A 16587-nucleotide genomic window follows, 5' to 3' on the forward strand; every position below is an offset into this window, starting at 1 on the left:
TTAAGAAAAGATCGCTACCTCAGATTTTTTAAAGGAAAAAAGGGGTAGTTCTGTCGAATTAATAGAGTCTACACATAAATTCATTTGTAGAGAAAGGTGAGAAGAGATGAGTCGAGAAGAGTTGAGAAAAGCTGAGCTACAAAAGGGGCAATATGAACAAATTGGTGTGGCGATGACCTGTCGCTCTTACACAGAATATGAGCAAATGTTTCAGGTGAGTCAAACTGTGAAAGGTAAAGTATTAGATGTAGCGGCAGGGGCGTCTTCTTTTACAGCAGAAGCGCTAAAAAGGGGACTCGATGCATATGCGGTAGACCCTCAATATGAAAAGTCTGTAAACGTATTACAGGAAGAAGGCAGCAATGAGCTGTTACAAGCGAGAGAGAAACTGTTACATGCATATGAGTTATTTAATTGGGAAACGTATGGATCGCTTGATAAGCTAATGAAATTGAGAGAGCGATCGTTGACTATGTTTTTAAATAGCTACGTGGAGTTTAGAGAACGCTATATAAATGGGCAACTTACTTTGTTGCCTTTTGCGGATAACCAGTTTTCCCTTATTGTATGTAGTCATTTTCTGTTCCTATATGGAAAGCAGTTTACAGTAGATTTTCACGAAAGATCATTACACGAGCTTATTCGCATTTGTGAAATCGGTGGTGAGATTCGGCTATATCCATTAGTAGGTTTTGATGGGAACGTGTATCCGCATATGGATGAACTAGAGCAAAGACTATTTGAATTGCCTGTTACGATTAAACGAGTGAAGGTTGATTTTCAGTTTGTAAAAGGTGCCACACATATGTTGGTCATAGAGAAAAGGTGATACAAACCATGGAGACCGAAAATTCTTATTCCGGTCTCCTAATTTAGTTGTGATTCATGTTTGAATCGACTTTACGAATAACCCCTATTGTAAAACGGTTTAGTAATGATTTCACTGTTGTTGAAATAAATGAATGTTTCCAACTCCATCCATTCTTCCAATGAATGAGTGACGTATGTTGAACGGCCCATAGCTCAATCAATAGCATTGGAATTGTAAAAAGAAAAACCTTTATGATCATAAGCCAGACGGAATCATTTCGGGTTACTTGATTATAGTAAACCATAATGGTTGGGTAAACGACGAAATCAAACAAAAAATTTCCTTTTAAGATTTTTGGGAATAGTCTAGTTGGATAGGACAACGTATTTTTTGAAACGAAAAAGGCATCAATAAATACATTAGAAAACCCATTCATAAAATAAACAAGCAACCAATCTTTAATAGGTGGTTTTTTCAATAAATAAATGAGGGAAAGAAAAGAAGTAATTAAAACGCTCCATAAAATCTTTTGTTCGGTTTGCTCATTCATGTGATAATCCCTTTCTTTATTAGACGATTAACCTTTGTGTAAGGTTGAATATTTCTTTGTAGACATATTAGAATAGGTCCTTTCAGTAAACGATATTCTACAGGGATTTGAAAGCGAATCATGTAAAAAAGAAGAGAAATTGCTGATAACCCCCATGTCAGTATAGGTTTTATTTGAAATAAATAACTGAAAGTATACATTTTAAAGTAGATACAACATGACCAAAAGATATTCCAGCCGTTATGGTAGATAATTAATTTAGATTTTGATGCAATATATTCAATACAGGTCGAGCCTAATGTCCATGTTAAAATGTAGATGCTCTGTTTACTTAATTTTTTGGGGAAATAAGCCAAACAGGTGAGTACGAGTAAAGGAGTACCGATAAATAAGTGTAAAGCTCTTAATACATATGTGTTAGAGTAGGCAGAATTGAAATCCCACAATAATTTTTTCTTGAATAAATAGTAATAACAGGAATTAATAAAGAAAACGTATGCAATGCTTTTATAATATCGTGGAGGGATTCGCCACGTTCGTAAGAAAACATTTACAAAGATCAATATTAAAATGAAGCCGAGGTGTTTTTGTTTCATCATGTTCTCCTTTGGTTCTTCCTGTACTTCTTCTCAATTAGTATGTCCGGTAAGGAGAACACCATTCATAATGCTGTGTTATAAAAAGATCGTGTGTAACATCTACATATTAAATGTTACACACGATCTATATTAGGAATGAAAAGAATGAAACAAATAGTCATATGGTTTCGTTTTAGTTGAAGTTGTTGTTTTTTTATTTTCCTTTATGCATGCAGAAGCAAAGATAAGTATTGTGCTACACATAAAAATGAGTGAAAAAAGTCCTTGGACAAGTATCATAGCTTTCCTCCTTTTTTTAGTTGAGAACATCGTATATTATGGAATGCGTTTCAGAGCAAGTGGGAATTTAATAAAATGGAGTTGTAATAAAAATGGCAAATATTCGTGATATTGCAAAAATGGCCGGTGTATCAGTAACGACCGTCTCCCGTGTATTAAATGGACATAAGTATGTTCGTAAGGAAAAAAAAGAAGCGGTTTTACGTGCGATGCGTGATAGTAACTATCACCGTAATATAAATGCTGTTCATTTAAGTAGAGGGAAAACGTCCTTAGTTGGAGTGGTCGTACCATTTGCGAATCATCCATATTTTGGATTGTTAATTGAAGGGATAACAAAGGCTGCTGTTCAGTATGGTTACCACCTCGTACTCGTTCAGACAAATTATAACGAGAGTAGAGAGCTTGAAGCGTTAAAGATGTTAGAGAATCGTCAAATAGATGCACTGATCATATGCTCACGTCAAAGTACATGGGGTACTATTGAAGCTTATATGAATGAAGGGTCGATCGTTCTGTGTGAGGATACTCGTGGTAAAGGTGTTTCTTCAACGTTTGTTGATCATTATCAAGCATTTATGATGGCGCTTGATTATTTATATGATAACGGTCATCGAAACATAGGCTATTGTGTTGGACGACAGAATGGGACAAATAGTCTTCAGCGAGCAGTAGCGTATAAAGATTTCCATTATAAGCATTCACTCAGTTTGAACGAAGCTAATATTTTTCATGGATGCTATCATTTAGAGGATGGACAAAGAGTGGCTAAGAAGCTTAGTACGATGAAAGCCCGACCGAGCGCATTACTAATAACTAGTGACCAAGTTGCTGCTGGTGTTATGACATGTTGTCTAGAAAAAGGGATAGAGGTTCCAAAAGACTTGGCTTTAATTGGGTTTGATAATCAACCGATCTCGAAGCTTATGCATTTAACAACTATTGAGATCCCCCTTGTAGATTTGGGTGAAAAGTTGTTTGGGCAAGCGATTCAAAATAATAAAGAGCCTACATATGAAGAGGTTATAGTCAAACTCATTGAACGGGAAACTGTCTAACTGCATAAATGACTGGAATCGTGCTATAATGGCTAAGAATTAGTTGAATGGGACGATAAGTAGGATCTATTGAATATGAATATATTAAAGAAATGAGGTTCACATATGAAGATTTCAACAAAAGGACGTTACGGTTTAACGATTATGATTGCATTAGCAAAAAAATATGGAGAAGGTCCAGTATCATTAAAATCAATTGCAAAGGATTATAATCTTTCGGAGCATTACTTGGAGCAGCTTATTGCGCCATTGCGAAATGCGATGTTAGTTAAAAGTGTTCGTGGTGCTTATGGTGGATATATGCTAGCGAAGGAAGCACAAGAGATCACAGCTGGAGATATTATTCGCGTATTAGAAGGGCCCATTACACCAGTCGAAGTGATGGAGGACGAAGAACCAGCTAAACGAAATCTATGGATGAAGATCCGTGATGCAGTGAAAAATGTACTAGATGAAACAACGTTGGAGGATTTAGCGACATTTGAGGATGATGGAAAACAAGAATATTATATGTTCTATATATAAATGTAGAAAGTCGGTGAAAAGAAGTGGAGTTTGTGTATGTTGATCATGCAGCGACATCACCGGTACATCCAGATGTACTTGAAGCAATGATGCCTTATTATGGCCCGGAATATGGAAATCCATCAAGTATACATCAAGCAGGAAGGAGAGCTCGCGCTGCCTTAGATCAGGCCCGTTCAACGATGGCGACACTTCTTGGAGTGAAGGAACAGACGCTAATCTTTACGAGTGGTGGTACAGAAGCAGATAATTTAGCGATTGTCGGTTATGCCCTTGAACATCAAGCAAAGGGGAAGCATATCATTACTTCGCAAATTGAGCATCATGCGGTTATTCATGCATGTCAAGAGTTAGAAAAGCGTGGATTTGATGTGACGTATTTACCTGTTGATACGTCTGGGACCATCAGCCGCGAATCTGTAGAGAAAGTATTACGTGAGGATACGATTTTGGTCACATTGATGTATGGTAATAATGAAGTCGGTACAGTTCAGCCTATTGTAGAAATTGGTGAGCTTTTACTTGAGCATCAAGCTGCTTTTCATACAGATGCTGTCCAAGCGTGTGGTGTTCTCGACCTTAATTTCAACACATTACCAGTTGATATGGCTTCGATTTCAGCACATAAGGTTAATGGTCCTAAAGGTGTAGGCTTACTTTATACGACAAAGAGGTTAAAGCCATTGTTATATGGGGGTGAACAGGAACGAAAACGGCGTGCTGGAACGGAAAATGTTGCAGCTGTCGTAGGGTTTGCCAAAGCATTACAGTTAGTCACGACGTCTATTCAAGGTCGAAGGGAGCAATATGAGTTGTTTTCACAACAACTTGTGGATCGCCTATTAAAAGAAGAAGTTGAATTTACGATTAATGGTCATCAGCATAATCGTTTACCACATATTATGAATATTAGTTTTCCAGGTGTACAGATTGAGCCGCTATTAATGAATTTAGATTTGGCTAATATTGCCGCTTCAAGTGGTTCAGCATGTACGGCAGGTTCTGTGGAGCCTTCGCACGTTCTTGTAGCGATGTTTGGTAAAGATGATGAACGGTTAACTTCGGCAGTCCGATTTAGTTTCGGGTTAGGGAACACAGGTGAGCAAATTGAGTATGTCGCAACAAAGACAGCTGAGATTGTGAAGCGACTTAAACAGACAGAGCAAATTATTTAAACAGAGGTGATCAGAATGAACAAACGACCTGAGGAAACCCGTGTCGTTGTTGGGATGTCAGGAGGTGTAGATTCATCAGTGACTGCTTTGCTGTTAAAGGAGCAAGGCTATGATGTAATTGGCATCTTCATGAAAAATTGGGATGACACAGATGAAAATGGTGTGTGTACGGCAACAGAAGATTATGAAGACGTCATTCGTGTATGTAATCAAATCGGAATCCCTTATTATGCGGTTAATTTTGAAAAGGAATATTGGGATAAAGTTTTCACGTATTTTCTTGAAGAATACAAAGCAGGAAGAACTCCTAATCCTGATGTTATGTGTAATAAGGAAATTAAGTTTAAAGCCTTCTTAAATCATGCGTTGACACTTGCTGATTATGTCGCTACTGGTCATTATGCACAAGTGGAATGGCGTAATGGACGCGCTCATCTATTACGAGGCATGGATGACAATAAGGATCAAACGTATTTTCTTAATGCGTTAACGGAAAAGCAATTATCAAAAACGATGTTTCCTATTGGACATTTACCGAAAAGTGATGTTCGTAAAATAGCCATCGAAGCTAATTTGGCAACAGCAACGAAAAAGGATAGTACAGGTATTTGCTTTATTGGGGAGCGAGACTTTAAAGAGTTTCTTGCACAATATTTGCCTGCTCAGCCTGGTGAGATGCAAACGGTTGAAGGTGAAGTGAAGGGGACTCATGATGGATTAATGTATTATACGCTTGGCCAGCGTCAAGGACTAGGAATTGGTGGTGCTGGTGAACCTTGGTTTGTGATTGGGAAGGATATTGAGCGTAACGTTTTAATCGTTGGACAAGGGTTTCATCATGAAGGTCTTTACTCAGAGGCTCTCGATGCAATTCATCTAAATTGGATTAATGAAAAGCCGATAACGGAATTTCGATGTACGGCGAAATTCCGCTACCGTCAGAAGGATGAGCCTGTGACGGTTACACCAAATGAAGATGGAACGGTTCGAGTAACGTTTGATGAGCGTCAACGGGCTATTACACCAGGGCAAGCTGTCGTTTTTTATGATGGAGATGTTTGTTTAGGTGGAGGGATCATTGATCGTATCATTTCCTCTTATCCGTTACATGCCAAGCTAGCTAAATACTCTTAATAATACGACTTAGAAGCCTTGCTTTTAGGAGGCCACTGAAAAAGTGCGATTTTCACTTTTCCAGTGGCCTTTAAGTAATGTGCGTAGCCGTTGCCTGATTTTGAACGCCTTGAAATGAGTGGGTTTCTCATAGCGAGGCGCGCAACGAGCGGAGCCATTACTCTTCTTTGAGCTACTAGAAAGGACTTTTTCAGTGCTCTCGCTTTTAGGTCGCTTTTACTGATGAAAAGGTTGTGAATATATGACGATGATGGAGCAAGGAATTCAACATATGAATGAACAACAGTATGAGGAAGCAGCGAAATGCTTTACCAGTGCGATAGAAGAGAATCCGAAAGATCCAACTGGTTATATTAATTTTGGCAATTTACTTGGGATCGTGGGGGATTTTGAACGATCACTTGCCTTTTTGATAAAGCAATTGAACTAGATGAATATGCAGCGACGGCGTATTATGGTGCTGCTACGATTTATTACAAAAAATATCAATTTGAAGAAGCAGTTAAACTTTTTAGAAAGGCCGTAATGGAGAAATTAGATGAACCTGATGTCCATTTTATGCTTGGGATGAGCTATTATCAGCTTGGCTCATTACCTCATGCGCTTAGTTCGTTAAAGCGAGCAGTTGAGTTAAATGGGGATGATGTTGATGCTAGGTTTCAATACGGTCTTTGCTTGGCACAACTAGAACAAGTGGACGAAGCACTTAACGAGTTTAGACAAGTTGTTGAGAAAGACAAGAATCATGCTGACGCCTTCTTTAATTTAGGGGTGGCTTATGCTTATAAGGATCAGGTTCAATTAGCATTAGATTCATTCAATCAAGCGCTAGACATTCAACCAGGTCATATGCTTGCGGCAAATGGAAAGAAAACGATTGAAAATGCCTTGAAGTAAGGGTGGAATAAGGATGAGTGAGGAAATTGAAACGGTCGAAAGAAGTTATGTAAAAGGTACAATTCTTCATATTTTGTTTCGTAATGATGAAAACTATTATACAGTTGCACTAGTTCGTGTTGAAAAGACAAATGAAGAGCTTGAGGATACAAAGCTAACAGTTGTTGGTGTTCTCCCCCAATCTGAGCCAGGTGAAACATTTTTATTCTATGGTCAATTCGCCGATCATCCTAAGTTCGGTCTACAATACAAAGTTGATCAGTTTAGAAGAGATTTGCCACAAACTAAAAGCGGCATTATTCAATATTTGTCAAGTGATCGTTTTCCTGGCATTGGTAAGAAAACGGCTGAGACAATTGTTGATAAATTAGGTGAACGGGCGATAACACGAATTGTTGAAGATCGAACAGTGTTGTATGATATTCCGAAGCTGACGAGACAAAAAGCCGATCACCTTTATTCTGAGTTGATTGAACAGCAAGGTGTGGAGCAAGTGTTATTAGAGCTATCAAAGCATGGATTTGGTGTAGAACTTTCATTAAAAGTGTACCAAGCTTATAAAATACAAGCACTTGATATCATTCAAACGAATCCATACAAGCTAATTGAAGATGTTGAAGGGATTGGTTTTAGGCGTGCGGATATACTAGGAGCAGCGATTGGCATTACGGGTAATCATCCTGATCGGATTCGAGCAGGATGCCTATTCTTCATTCAAGAGTTTTGTTTGCAGGAAGGTCATGTTTTTTTATATCGTGATCAATTTGTCCCTCAAGTGATTTCACTGCTTTCAACGCCACAACTTAGTATTGAAATGACCGAGGTGGAGCAACAGCTTCTCATGATGGCTGAAGATGATTTAATTGTAGAAGAAGATGATCGTGTATATATGAAGACATTATTTTTTGCGGAGAAGGGCATTGTAACGAATGTACGCCGCATACTATCACAAGAGGTGGAAGCTGAATTTCCAGAAGCTGAATTTCTAAAGGAACTCGGAAAGCTAGAAGAAGAGCAAAAGCTATCTTATGCAAATTCACAAAAGGAAGCTATTCAAATGGCGCTTTCTTCACAAATGATGATTTTAACAGGTGGTCCAGGGACAGGTAAGACGACTGTTATAAAAGGAATTGTTGAATTGTACGCAAGGTTACACGGCTTGTCACTTGAACCCAGTGCCTATTCTAATTCAAACCCGTTTCCGATTTTACTCGTTGCACCGACTGGACGTGCAGCTAAGCGAATGAATGAATCAACTGATTTACCAGCGACAACGATCCACCGGCTACTAGGATGGAGTGGAAATGGTGGAGGTTTTGAAAAAGGCGACCATGAGCAAATTGATGGTGAATTGCTGATCGTTGATGAGAGTTCGATGGTTGATATTTGGTTGATGAATCAACTATTGAAGGCCGTTCCACAGAAAATGCAAGTCATTTTTGTTGGTGATCAAGATCAATTACCATCTGTTGGTCCAGGGCAAGTGTTAAAGGATTTTCTTGATTCTAACGTCATACCAACGGTTCATTTAACCGATATTTATCGACAAAAGGAAGGATCATCGATCATCGATTTGGCTCATTCAATCAAAGGTGGACATGTTCCTGAATCATTAGCTGAACCACAAGCAGATCGGCGCTTTTTCCCTTGTCAATTAGATCAAGTGAAGGAAGCTGTTTCACAAATTTGTGAAAATGCCGTCAAAAAAGGATTTACCGCAAAAGATATCCAAGTGCTTGCACCAATGTATAAAGGTCAAGCAGGTATTACGGAATTAAACCTCCTATTACAGGAGCTGTTTAATCCGAAAAAAGAAGGAAGGCGAGAGCTGAGCTTTGGTGATATTGTCTATCGGACTGGTGATGTTGTACTGCAGCTTGTGAATAATCCTGAGGAGCACGTATATAATGGTGATCGTGGCGAAATTGTAGCAATTTTTTATGCGAAGGAAAATGTAGAAAAACAAGATCAAGTTGTTGTTTCTTTTGATGGCAAGGAAGTAGTTTATCCGAAACGTGAACTTAATCAAATTACACATGCGTATTGCTGCTCCATTCATAAGTCTCAAGGCAGTGAGTTTCCAATAGTCGTGATGCCGGTATTACGGAGCTATGCGAGAATGCTTAGACGTAATTTAATATATACGGGCATTACTCGAGCAAAGCAGTTCTTGCTATTGTGTGGTGAACTATCTGCATTTAGGACTGCGATCACACAAAAAAACGATTTAGAACGTCATTCGATGTTAAAGGTTAAACTAGAACAAATGGCGAGTGGAAAAAGTCAACTAGTATAAAGAGTATAGCCTTGTCAGATGCTATAAATGTTCGGAAGGTGGCGATAGCTTTGCGGACATTTTCAACAATAGAAGGGTTTCCGGTCATTGATCAAGCGACAGGTCAAGAGTGTGGTCATGTGAATGACTTAGTGTATAAGGAAGGTAGGATAACGGGATTACTCGTTGATCCAAAAGGATGGCTGACAAGACAGCGCTTTTTATCTATTTCTGATGTGAAAAGCTTTGGCAATGACGCTATTATGATTACGAGCACTAAGAAACTCCAATTGTTTGAACGAAAACATGATTATTTATTGAAGCATGGGAAGAATCGGCTTCAAGGAATGACCTTGCTTTCTCATGAAGGTGAGAAGCTTGGTTTAATGGAAGATGTATATTTTCAAGAAGAAGTGGGGACAATCGTAGGGTATGAAGTGACAGAAGGATTAATCGCTGATCTAATGGAAGGTCGAAAAGTCGTTAAGAGTGAGGAACCATTAACGATTGCCAAAGGGAGAGCGATTATGACCGAGTAAGAAAGGAGCTCGTATCATGCGTTGTCCAAATTGCCAAAGTAAGGATATCGGAAAAATTGGAACGAACCAGTATTATTGCTGGAGCTGTTTTGTCGAAATGACCTTATCAGATGGGAAGCTTTCTATGCATCAAGTTGAGGAGGATGGCACACTCAGTTCATTGGATGACCTATTTGAGGACCATGATTTAGAAATCGAAATCGAAGCCAACTAAATAGGTGGTGACAGTTATGAGGAAAGCTGTAACAACTTCATTAATTGCAATCGGAATTGGAGCTGCGGCCTGGACGATGAATGACCGTAGAAGGTCGAATCGACTCCAGCAAATGATGAAGCCTGTGAATAAAATGTTTAAATAATCGTAAAAGACAAGTCCAAAAGGGCTTGTCTTTTTTCGAAAGATAACTTCCTTTCTTACCCATAACTTTTATTTATCCTCATGATGGCTTCAATCTCCTGTGATCTGGACTCGGGATTTCTTTATATTTTTATTATTTTATACACCAGCATGTATAAAATTGTAGGAAGGAAATGTGAGAAGAACCGAAGAAGATAGGGAACCGTTCAATGAAGAACGTTGGCTTTGCTCGTTACGCGTTTTTTCTAACAAGACTAGTAAAAAAGATTGTAGTATACTAGTTTTGAATGAAACGTGTAGGAGGAGCATCAGTGAATTTGTCCTTTAAGAAAAATTACTACATACTTGTCACCGTTGTATTTGTCGGTTTTTTACTATTTGGTATATCTGAAAATGTACGAGGTCCGGCAATTCCACAAATACAATCTGATTTTCAAATAGGTGAAGCTCAGCTAGGTTTGCTGTTAGCCTTAAATTCTTTGGGATTCTTGTTAGCCTGTATGTACACGTCGATATTAGCGAATAAAATTGGTATAAAAGCAACTACGATCATTTCCTTCATCGCTATGGCGCTTTCTGGTGTTTGTTTGTTTGCTTCGACCTCTTTTCCCTATTTAACAGCATCTTTCTTTTTTTTATATGTTGGGAATGGGATGCTTGAGATAGCTTTAGCTATTATAGCGGCTCAAATTTTTAAAAACCATACAGGAACGATGATGAACCTTTCCCATTTTTTCTATGGATTAGGATCAACTATCGCACCTATAATGGCTGCTTCTTTGATGGGATGGGAGTTTGGAGGAGGAGAGCTTGGTTGGCGTTTTATGTACATGATCGTTCTTTCATTGACGATATTGCCGATTATCCCGACGATAATTGCTCGTTTTTCAAAAGAAGAGGATGAAGGTGGAGAAGAGAAGACATCGTTTAAAAAGCTAATGAAAGATCGTATCGCTTGGACGATTGTCATTTTATTAACATTCGGTGTGACGGCAGAGCTTGCCACAGCAAGCTGGTTAGTCAATTATTATGTTCATGTATTTCAGTGGACGATTGAAGATGCGTCGAAGATTTTGTCATTATTCTTTTTCTTTTTCATGCTAGCAAGACTCTTTCTAGGTCCTGTAACAGATAAAATTGGTTACATACATTCGATTTTATTATTTTCTCTGTTTTCAAGTGTATGTGGTATTATTGGGATTGCGTTAGGTAATGAAGGTGCGATTGTTATTGCTCTTGCTGGGGCTGGGATAGCCCCCATTTATCCCACTGTAATGGCCTTAATTGCAAAACGCTATGCGAAAGGGACTGGTACTGCGATTACATTTACTGTCTCGTTAATGGGTATTGGAAGTGTCGTGATCAATTTATTTATAGGGTTTTTCATTGAAGCGATCAATGCTATTGCTGATCGATACGAACTATTAATGGGGGGCAATATTGGTATGCAAGTTGGTTTCGCCTTTATTATTACAACACCTGTAGCATGTGTCATTTGCTCTTTTATTTTATTGAGAATGTTTAAAAAAGAAGGAAAAGTCGTGTGATGGACAAATACAATATAAAAAGTGCGCTGCTCTAAAAAGAAAGAGCAGCGCCTAATTATTACTGTTCATGTTAAGACCTTTTGATCGTTCCATCCTCACTAAAGAAGCGCACAATGCTTTGTTCTATCTCTGGATCTGAAATAAGAGGTGGGGCATGGTGAGGTTTCATCCGTGCATCAATGATCATCGTATCACAGCCCCAATGCTTAAATTCATAATAGCTGTTAACTCCATAGATATCATGTGAAGGATTACTTCTCGTAAAGGTTGCCCATAAGAAATTAGAAAGAGTCTCACTAAGGAACTTACTATCATCACACAGGATGATAAGAGGACATGAAGACCAATCTCCATTACTAGCTAATGTAGTAGTTAATTCCTCTAATTCGATTTGTGCTTGTTCATAGCTCAAAAATTCAGTACCTTCTATTGCTACCACACCTGGTAAGACAATGGATGGGTTATGGACAATTGAGAGTTCTTCTAATGCTTTTGGGATCGTTGTACAGAGCTCTCGTTTCTTATTTCCATAAGCAGCAATAATGACTTTACTTCCAGAATTAAGACCTGTTCCGGAGTAATCAAGCGTATCGATGGTTGTATTCGTTTGAAAATGAAGGTCACGCCGCAGGTCAATTCGTTCGAGAATATACGTTAAAAAACGTTCTTCATCATGTGTCGAAATGGGTTCCTTATCTTCAGCTGTAATGAATAAATATTTCGCTAAACTTAATTGTCCTGTTCCTAAAACATTGTTAGCGATTGTCATTAATTCTGACGGTCGTTTCACTTCTTCATACGGTGTGTAGCGTTCACTACCAATGGCGAAAAGAAGAGGGTGAACCCCAGAAGCATCGACGGCGTGCACTTCCTTAACGCCAGGAATTTGTTGTTTGACGGCATCTCCCGTTAGTTCATGAATTAATTCCCCGAATGATGTATCCTCCTGAGGAGGTCGTCCAACAACGGTAAATGGCCAAATGGCATTCTTTCGAGCATAAACCTTGTGAACACGCATCATTGGAAAAGGATGAGTAAGGCTATAATAGCCGAGGTGGTCACCGAAAGGCCCCTCTGGCTTCGTTTCATTTGGATGAATTTCACCTGTAATAACAAAGTCTGCATCATGACTAACACAGTAGCCATCAACATAGCTATAACGAAAACGTCTACCTGCTAATAAGCCAGCAAAAGTAAGCTCACTTAACCCTTCAGGAAGTGGCATAACAGCAGATAATGTGTGAGAGGGTGGCCCACCGATGAAAATACTCACTTTGAGTGGCTCCCCTTTTTTTGTTGCTTTTGTTTGATGTACACCGAGACCACGATGAATTTGATAATGGATTCCTACTTCTTTATTAGGCTCATAGTCATTTCCGCTGATTTGAACTCGATACATGCCTAAATTAGCATTCATGATCCCAGGCTTATCAGGATCTTCGCTATACACTTGGGGTAATGTGACAAAAGCACCTCCGTCATCAGGCCAGTGATGAATGTGTGGTAAGTCAGCAATCGTAATTTCTTCTAAATGAGAAGGTAACCCTTTTCCTTTCTTCAACGGTAACGCTTTTGAAGCAGCTAAGCCTGATTGGACATGCTTAAGTGGTTGGCGTAATGCTTTTATTGGGTCATTACGTAGTTGGATGACATTTTCAGTTTGGCCCCATGTTTTACGAAACATATATTTACTACGTTCGATTGTGCCGAAAAGGTTCGATACAGCTGGGTATTTTGATCCTTTAATATTCTCAAATAATATCGCTGGACCTCCTTTTTCATATACCTTTAAATGGATCGCAGCCATTTCAAGGTAAGGATCGACCTCTTCTGTAATTCGAATTAATTCACCTTGTTGTTCTAAATCTAATATGCATTCCTGTAGAGATTGATACATGGACGAAAGCTCCTTACGAAGACAGATTTATTATTAGTATACCGCTTTTATTGATGAACTGTCTTGTTTCAAGAGTTAGCGATTTTGTGACAATTATGAAGGAAGTGAAACTGGTGACATGGCACTGGAGGAACATCAAACTGAACACTATACAACTACAAAAATGCCTTTTAGAATCATTTCTCAAAGGCGTTTTGTCTACGGTCTGGACCCTTATTTATTATGCTAAAGGAGAATGAGAAAACGATGTTCCCTCATTTTAGAGTTACTTACCTTAAAAAGCGCTTTTGCATTTCAGGTGTTGGGATTGGACATTGGTCTTTTTTTCCAAACCATTTATAGCGGTTGTTCGCAACAATTCGATAAACTGCGTCACGAAGTATGCGTGGAAAAATAATGGCAATATAAGATAGCTTCCATAGTCCTTTTAGCTGTTTGCAAATTCGTAAAACAGCTGTTGAACGTAAATAGTGTCGGTTATTTTCAATGAGTACCATACTATTCGTTGAGCTCGATATTTTATGGTTTGTTAATAGTTGTTGACCAAGTTCACTTTGTAATGAAGCGAATTGAAATTGTGCATCTGGGTCACGTTTAATAATAAACTGTACGCTTTGGTTACATATATGGCAATCTCCATCAATTAGTACGATTCGTTTCATGAGTTCATCATTCCTAACGAATAATATATTTTATAACGCATGTTCAAAAAGCCCCCAAAAAATATGGGAATGGAATGACTCCATTCGCTACGCGTTGGCGAGAAAATCACTCATAATGGCTTTAAAAGATATAGAAGTTTCGAATATGGCTTTGAGGTCATTCATTTTAGCCTCATTTTAACATAAATGATTTTGAATTTGGTACACTTAAAATGAAGACTGTAAATTTAAAAAGCCTTGTCGTATTTGAAAATGAAAGAATTAATAAGTAAGATAGTAAGTAGAGTTTAATATTAATGAGGTGTAAATCTATGGGAGAAGCAAATCATGATGTTTATGTGAATCCGAAACAAGTCATGTATATTTTAGGAGCGTTTATTTTTGGAGGTTTACTTTTAGTATCCTTTATTCATGCGGGGTTTTATGCAGAGCATTATTCAACATCATTTTTATGGCAATTCCGTGGCACGATTTTAGGAGCGGCTGTTATTTTCTTTGCTCTAACCGTTTTCTTAAATCGCCAATCAGATGAAAAATGAGAAAAGCAACAGATATCCAAAAGGGAAGTGATTATTCACTTCCCTTTTGGCATTCTTAAAGAATCGAATGAAGGTGTTTTTGTAGTAGGAGCTACTAGGCGTTTTTTTGTATTAAGAATTTACAGTGTGGCTCACCATCTGATTGACAGGAAATTCGATCAACCATATTTGTTTCAAGCACTTGCTTAAACATTTCGGTTTCACACGAACAAGCGTCTTTGTAATCAGATGCAATGGCTAAAATAGGACAATTATATTCTGTTAATTCGTACGTTCCGTCGTTTATTTTTTGAAGCTCAGCCATGTAGCCCTTCTCATTTTGTATATTAGTAAGCTCTGTTATTTTTTCATCAAAATTTGTTTGAACTAGTCGTTGTTTATAACTTTTCGTTAAACGCTGCTCTCTTTTTTTAAACAAAGTGTGAATGGCCTCGTAACCATGTAACTCCTCAATATCCTGTAAAAATTCAACACTAATCCCTTCGTAATTTCTTGGAAAAAGTCGCTCACCTTTGCTAGTTAAAGAGAATCTTTGTTGCGGACGACCGACCGCTTGCCTAACTTCTCTTCCTTCTATGAGTCCATCTTTCTCAAGTGAAAGTATATGCTTTCGAACTGCCATATGTGTGATATTTAATGAGGCTGTTAAGTTTTGAACAGACAATGATCCGTGTTTTTTGAGAAGTTCTAATAGTTTGTCTTTTGTTGTGTGCATGTATGTCTCTCCTCTTTATATAAAAATATATGAATGGATGATAAGTAAGTTAAATGCTTTGCAAAATATGGTGGATTATGATGTAATACCATTATATACTTTTTAAACTAAAATGTATAGAAAGTAAGAGGTGAGAGAAATGAATCAACGCCGTGTTAAAAACAAATGGACCGTTAAGTATGAGGAGATGAGCTTTCCTTTTATTCAAAAAGGCTGGGTGCTACCGAGTGGGAAGTATGAAGAGTTTGACCCATTTATCATAATGGCTGAGGATTGGTTTAAAAGAGGGGCCTTCTCAGATCATCCTCATCGAGGCTTTCAGACGATTACATATGTCGTCGATGGTCGGTTAGAGCATATTGATAATAGTGGGAATCGTGAAATTCTTGAACCGGGTGATGTGCAATATATGAATGCAGGCTCTGGTGCACGACATGCAGAGGAAGCTGTTAGCGATGATATTGCCCATACGTTACAGCTGTGGTTAAACTTGCCGAGGGAGAAAAAATTCTCTAAGCCTTATTATCAAAATGTTTATTCAGAAGCTACTCCTACTATTGAGATAGATCGGGGGTTTGTTAAAATATTCGCAGGGCAATTTGGAGATATCATTGGGCCACTTCAGTCAATGGTTCCAATAACAATAGCTGAGGTTAATTTAGAAGAAGGAGCGAGCTATCAACATCAACTACCTGTCACTCATCATGCATTTGTGTATGTCCTCTCAGGCGAACTTGAACTAGGTGATGAGCATACAGTGCTAAAAAAGCATGATGTTGCAACGTTAACGATGACTGACCAAGCTAGCTTGAGTCTCGATAACTGCTCAATAGTTGCTCGTTCACGTCGAGTAAAGCTTTTAATGTATTCTGGAGAACCAATTAAAGAGACAATCGTTCCCTATGGCCCGTTTGTCATGAATTCAGAAGAGGAAATTAAAGATGCCTATCATGATTATCGTACTGGGAAATTCGGTCCGGCAGCTAAGTAGTGATGGTTAGTTTTTATACTTTATCATGTAAAAAGA

Annotated in this window: 17 protein-coding genes and 1 pseudogene; 13 read left to right on the forward strand and 5 right to left on the reverse strand. The window is 38.3% G+C overall.

The features are described 5' to 3' along the window. Window positions 1–106: 106 nt before the first annotated feature. Window positions 107–829 carry a class I SAM-dependent methyltransferase gene (locus tag JCM9152_RS16880; protein ID WP_052016078.1) on the forward strand — a complete coding sequence of 241 codons (723 nt, stop codon included), beginning with the start codon at window positions 107–109 and terminating at the stop codon, window positions 827–829. A 43-nt stretch (window positions 830–872) separates the two neighbouring features. Here JCM9152_RS16880 and JCM9152_RS16885 read toward each other — a convergent pair whose 3' ends face one another. Together JCM9152_RS16885 and JCM9152_RS24185 are read right to left on the reverse strand one after the other, a co-directional pair. Beyond that, the gene (locus tag JCM9152_RS16885) at window positions 873–1361 is read right to left on the reverse strand and encodes a CBO0543 family protein (protein ID WP_035346515.1); all 489 of its coding nucleotides are present in this window, start codon (window positions 1359–1361) and stop codon (window positions 873–875) included. Next, entirely contained in the window at window positions 1358–1960 is a 603-nt protein-coding gene (locus JCM9152_RS24185) for a CBO0543 family protein (RefSeq protein ID WP_369384579.1), read from the reverse strand. Before JCM9152_RS24185 ends, JCM9152_RS16885 begins: the two co-directional genes overlap by 4 nt. A gap of 371 nt (window positions 1961–2331) precedes the next feature. Here JCM9152_RS24185 and JCM9152_RS16895 point away from each other — a divergent pair, with 371 nt between their 5' ends. The 10 genes and pseudogenes from JCM9152_RS16895 to JCM9152_RS16935 all read left to right on the forward strand — a co-directional run bounded on the left by JCM9152_RS16895 (window position 2332) and on the right by JCM9152_RS16935 (window position 11747). Next, window positions 2332–3297, forward strand: coding sequence for a LacI family DNA-binding transcriptional regulator (locus JCM9152_RS16895; protein ID WP_035346517.1), 966 nt, complete (start codon window positions 2332–2334; stop codon window positions 3295–3297). 105 nt (window positions 3298–3402) lie between these two features. Next, window positions 3403–3822: a cysteine metabolism transcriptional regulator CymR gene (cymR, locus tag JCM9152_RS16900; RefSeq protein ID WP_035346518.1), complete on the forward strand. Its 420-nt coding sequence runs from the start codon at window positions 3403–3405 to the stop codon at window positions 3820–3822. A 23-nt stretch (window positions 3823–3845) separates the two neighbouring features. Continuing rightward, window positions 3846–4997, forward strand: a complete 1152-nt coding sequence (locus JCM9152_RS16905; protein ID WP_035346519.1) for a cysteine desulfurase family protein — start codon at window positions 3846–3848, stop codon at window positions 4995–4997. A gap of 15 nt (window positions 4998–5012) precedes the next feature. Then, window positions 5013–6131 carry a tRNA 2-thiouridine(34) synthase MnmA gene (gene mnmA, locus JCM9152_RS16910; protein ID WP_052016080.1) on the forward strand — a complete coding sequence of 373 codons (1119 nt, stop codon included), beginning with the start codon at window positions 5013–5015 and terminating at the stop codon, window positions 6129–6131. A 241-nt stretch (window positions 6132–6372) separates the two neighbouring features. Further along, window positions 6373–7028, forward strand: a pseudogene (locus JCM9152_RS16915) (tetratricopeptide repeat protein). Between the two features lie 13 nt (window positions 7029–7041). Continuing rightward, window positions 7042–9324 (forward strand): SF1B family DNA helicase RecD2, encoded by a 2283-nt coding sequence (gene recD2 / locus JCM9152_RS16920; protein ID WP_035346521.1) that lies wholly within the window; start codon window positions 7042–7044, stop codon window positions 9322–9324. Window positions 9325–9335: 11 nt separating this feature from the next. Beyond that, a complete protein-coding gene (locus JCM9152_RS16925; protein WP_235715747.1) occupies window positions 9336–9842 on the forward strand; it encodes a PRC-barrel domain-containing protein in 507 nt (168 codons plus the stop codon). Window positions 9843–9858: 16 nt separating this feature from the next. Continuing rightward, the gene (locus JCM9152_RS16930; RefSeq protein ID WP_173402086.1) at window positions 9859–10056 is read left to right on the forward strand and encodes a YrzR-like zinc ribbon domain; all 198 of its coding nucleotides are present in this window, start codon (window positions 9859–9861) and stop codon (window positions 10054–10056) included. 16 nt (window positions 10057–10072) lie between these two features. Continuing rightward, on the forward strand, window positions 10073–10201 hold the full coding sequence (locus tag JCM9152_RS22415) for a DUF3918 family protein (RefSeq protein WP_148296537.1): 129 nt from the start codon (window positions 10073–10075) through the stop codon (window positions 10199–10201). Between the two features lie 310 nt (window positions 10202–10511). Continuing rightward, window positions 10512–11747 (forward strand): MFS transporter, encoded by a 1236-nt coding sequence (locus tag JCM9152_RS16935; protein ID WP_035346524.1) that lies wholly within the window; start codon window positions 10512–10514, stop codon window positions 11745–11747. Window positions 11748–11817: 70 nt separating this feature from the next. On the opposite strand, the gene JCM9152_RS16940 is transcribed toward JCM9152_RS16935, so the two are convergent. Beyond that, window positions 11818–13644 carry a UbiD family decarboxylase gene (locus JCM9152_RS16940; RefSeq protein WP_035346525.1) on the reverse strand — a complete coding sequence of 609 codons (1827 nt, stop codon included), beginning with the start codon at window positions 13642–13644 and terminating at the stop codon, window positions 11818–11820. Window positions 13645–13913: 269 nt separating this feature from the next. Continuing rightward, entirely contained in the window at window positions 13914–14306 is a 393-nt protein-coding gene (locus JCM9152_RS16945) for a thiol-disulfide oxidoreductase DCC family protein (protein WP_035346526.1), read from the reverse strand. Between the two features lie 311 nt (window positions 14307–14617). Here JCM9152_RS16945 and JCM9152_RS16950 point away from each other — a divergent pair, with 311 nt between their 5' ends. Beyond that, entirely contained in the window at window positions 14618–14845 is a 228-nt protein-coding gene (locus JCM9152_RS16950; protein WP_035346527.1) for a hypothetical protein, read from the forward strand. Between the two features lie 94 nt (window positions 14846–14939). Here JCM9152_RS16950 and JCM9152_RS16955 read toward each other — a convergent pair whose 3' ends face one another. Beyond that, window positions 14940–15560, reverse strand: a complete 621-nt coding sequence (locus JCM9152_RS16955; protein ID WP_035346528.1) for a helix-turn-helix transcriptional regulator — start codon at window positions 15558–15560, stop codon at window positions 14940–14942. Window positions 15561–15699: 139 nt separating this feature from the next. On the opposite strand from JCM9152_RS16955, the gene JCM9152_RS16960 reads away from it, so the two are divergent. After that, the gene (locus JCM9152_RS16960; protein ID WP_035346529.1) at window positions 15700–16551 is read left to right on the forward strand and encodes a pirin family protein; all 852 of its coding nucleotides are present in this window, start codon (window positions 15700–15702) and stop codon (window positions 16549–16551) included. Window positions 16552–16587 lie beyond the last annotated feature (36 nt).

It is taken from the genome of Halalkalibacter hemicellulosilyticusJCM 9152, from assembly GCF_000513115.1.
Lineage (GTDB): Bacteria > Bacillota > Bacilli > Bacillales > Bacillaceae_D > Halalkalibacter > Halalkalibacter hemicellulosilyticus.

What these genes read in the sequence shown, in the direction of transcription:
- JCM9152_RS16880 (WP_052016078.1), top strand. Translation starts at nt 107, where the DNA reads ATGAGTCGAGAAGAGTTGAGAAAAGCTGAGCTACAAAAGGGGCAATAT.
- JCM9152_RS16885 (WP_035346515.1), bottom strand. Translation starts at nt 1,361, where the DNA reads ATGAATGAGCAAACCGAACAAAAGATTTTATGGAGCGTTTTAATTACT.
- JCM9152_RS24185 (WP_369384579.1), bottom strand. Translation starts at nt 1,960, where the DNA reads ATGATGAAACAAAAACACCTCGGCTTCATTTTAATATTGATCTTTGTA.
- JCM9152_RS16895 (WP_035346517.1), top strand. Translation starts at nt 2,332, where the DNA reads ATGGCAAATATTCGTGATATTGCAAAAATGGCCGGTGTATCAGTAACG.
- cymR (WP_035346518.1), top strand. Translation starts at nt 3,403, where the DNA reads ATGAAGATTTCAACAAAAGGACGTTACGGTTTAACGATTATGATTGCA.
- mnmA (WP_052016080.1), top strand. Translation starts at nt 5,013, where the DNA reads ATGAACAAACGACCTGAGGAAACCCGTGTCGTTGTTGGGATGTCAGGA.
- recD2 (WP_035346521.1), top strand. Translation starts at nt 7,042, where the DNA reads ATGAGTGAGGAAATTGAAACGGTCGAAAGAAGTTATGTAAAAGGTACA.
- JCM9152_RS16930 (WP_173402086.1), top strand. Translation starts at nt 9,859, where the DNA reads ATGCGTTGTCCAAATTGCCAAAGTAAGGATATCGGAAAAATTGGAACG.
- JCM9152_RS22415 (WP_148296537.1), top strand. Translation starts at nt 10,073, where the DNA reads ATGAGGAAAGCTGTAACAACTTCATTAATTGCAATCGGAATTGGAGCT.
- JCM9152_RS16940 (WP_035346525.1), bottom strand. Translation starts at nt 13,644, where the DNA reads ATGTATCAATCTCTACAGGAATGCATATTAGATTTAGAACAACAAGGT.
- JCM9152_RS16945 (WP_035346526.1), bottom strand. Translation starts at nt 14,306, where the DNA reads ATGAAACGAATCGTACTAATTGATGGAGATTGCCATATATGTAACCAA.
- JCM9152_RS16950 (WP_035346527.1), top strand. Translation starts at nt 14,618, where the DNA reads ATGGGAGAAGCAAATCATGATGTTTATGTGAATCCGAAACAAGTCATG.
- JCM9152_RS16955 (WP_035346528.1), bottom strand. Translation starts at nt 15,560, where the DNA reads ATGCACACAACAAAAGACAAACTATTAGAACTTCTCAAAAAACACGGA.
- JCM9152_RS16960 (WP_035346529.1), top strand. Translation starts at nt 15,700, where the DNA reads ATGAATCAACGCCGTGTTAAAAACAAATGGACCGTTAAGTATGAGGAG.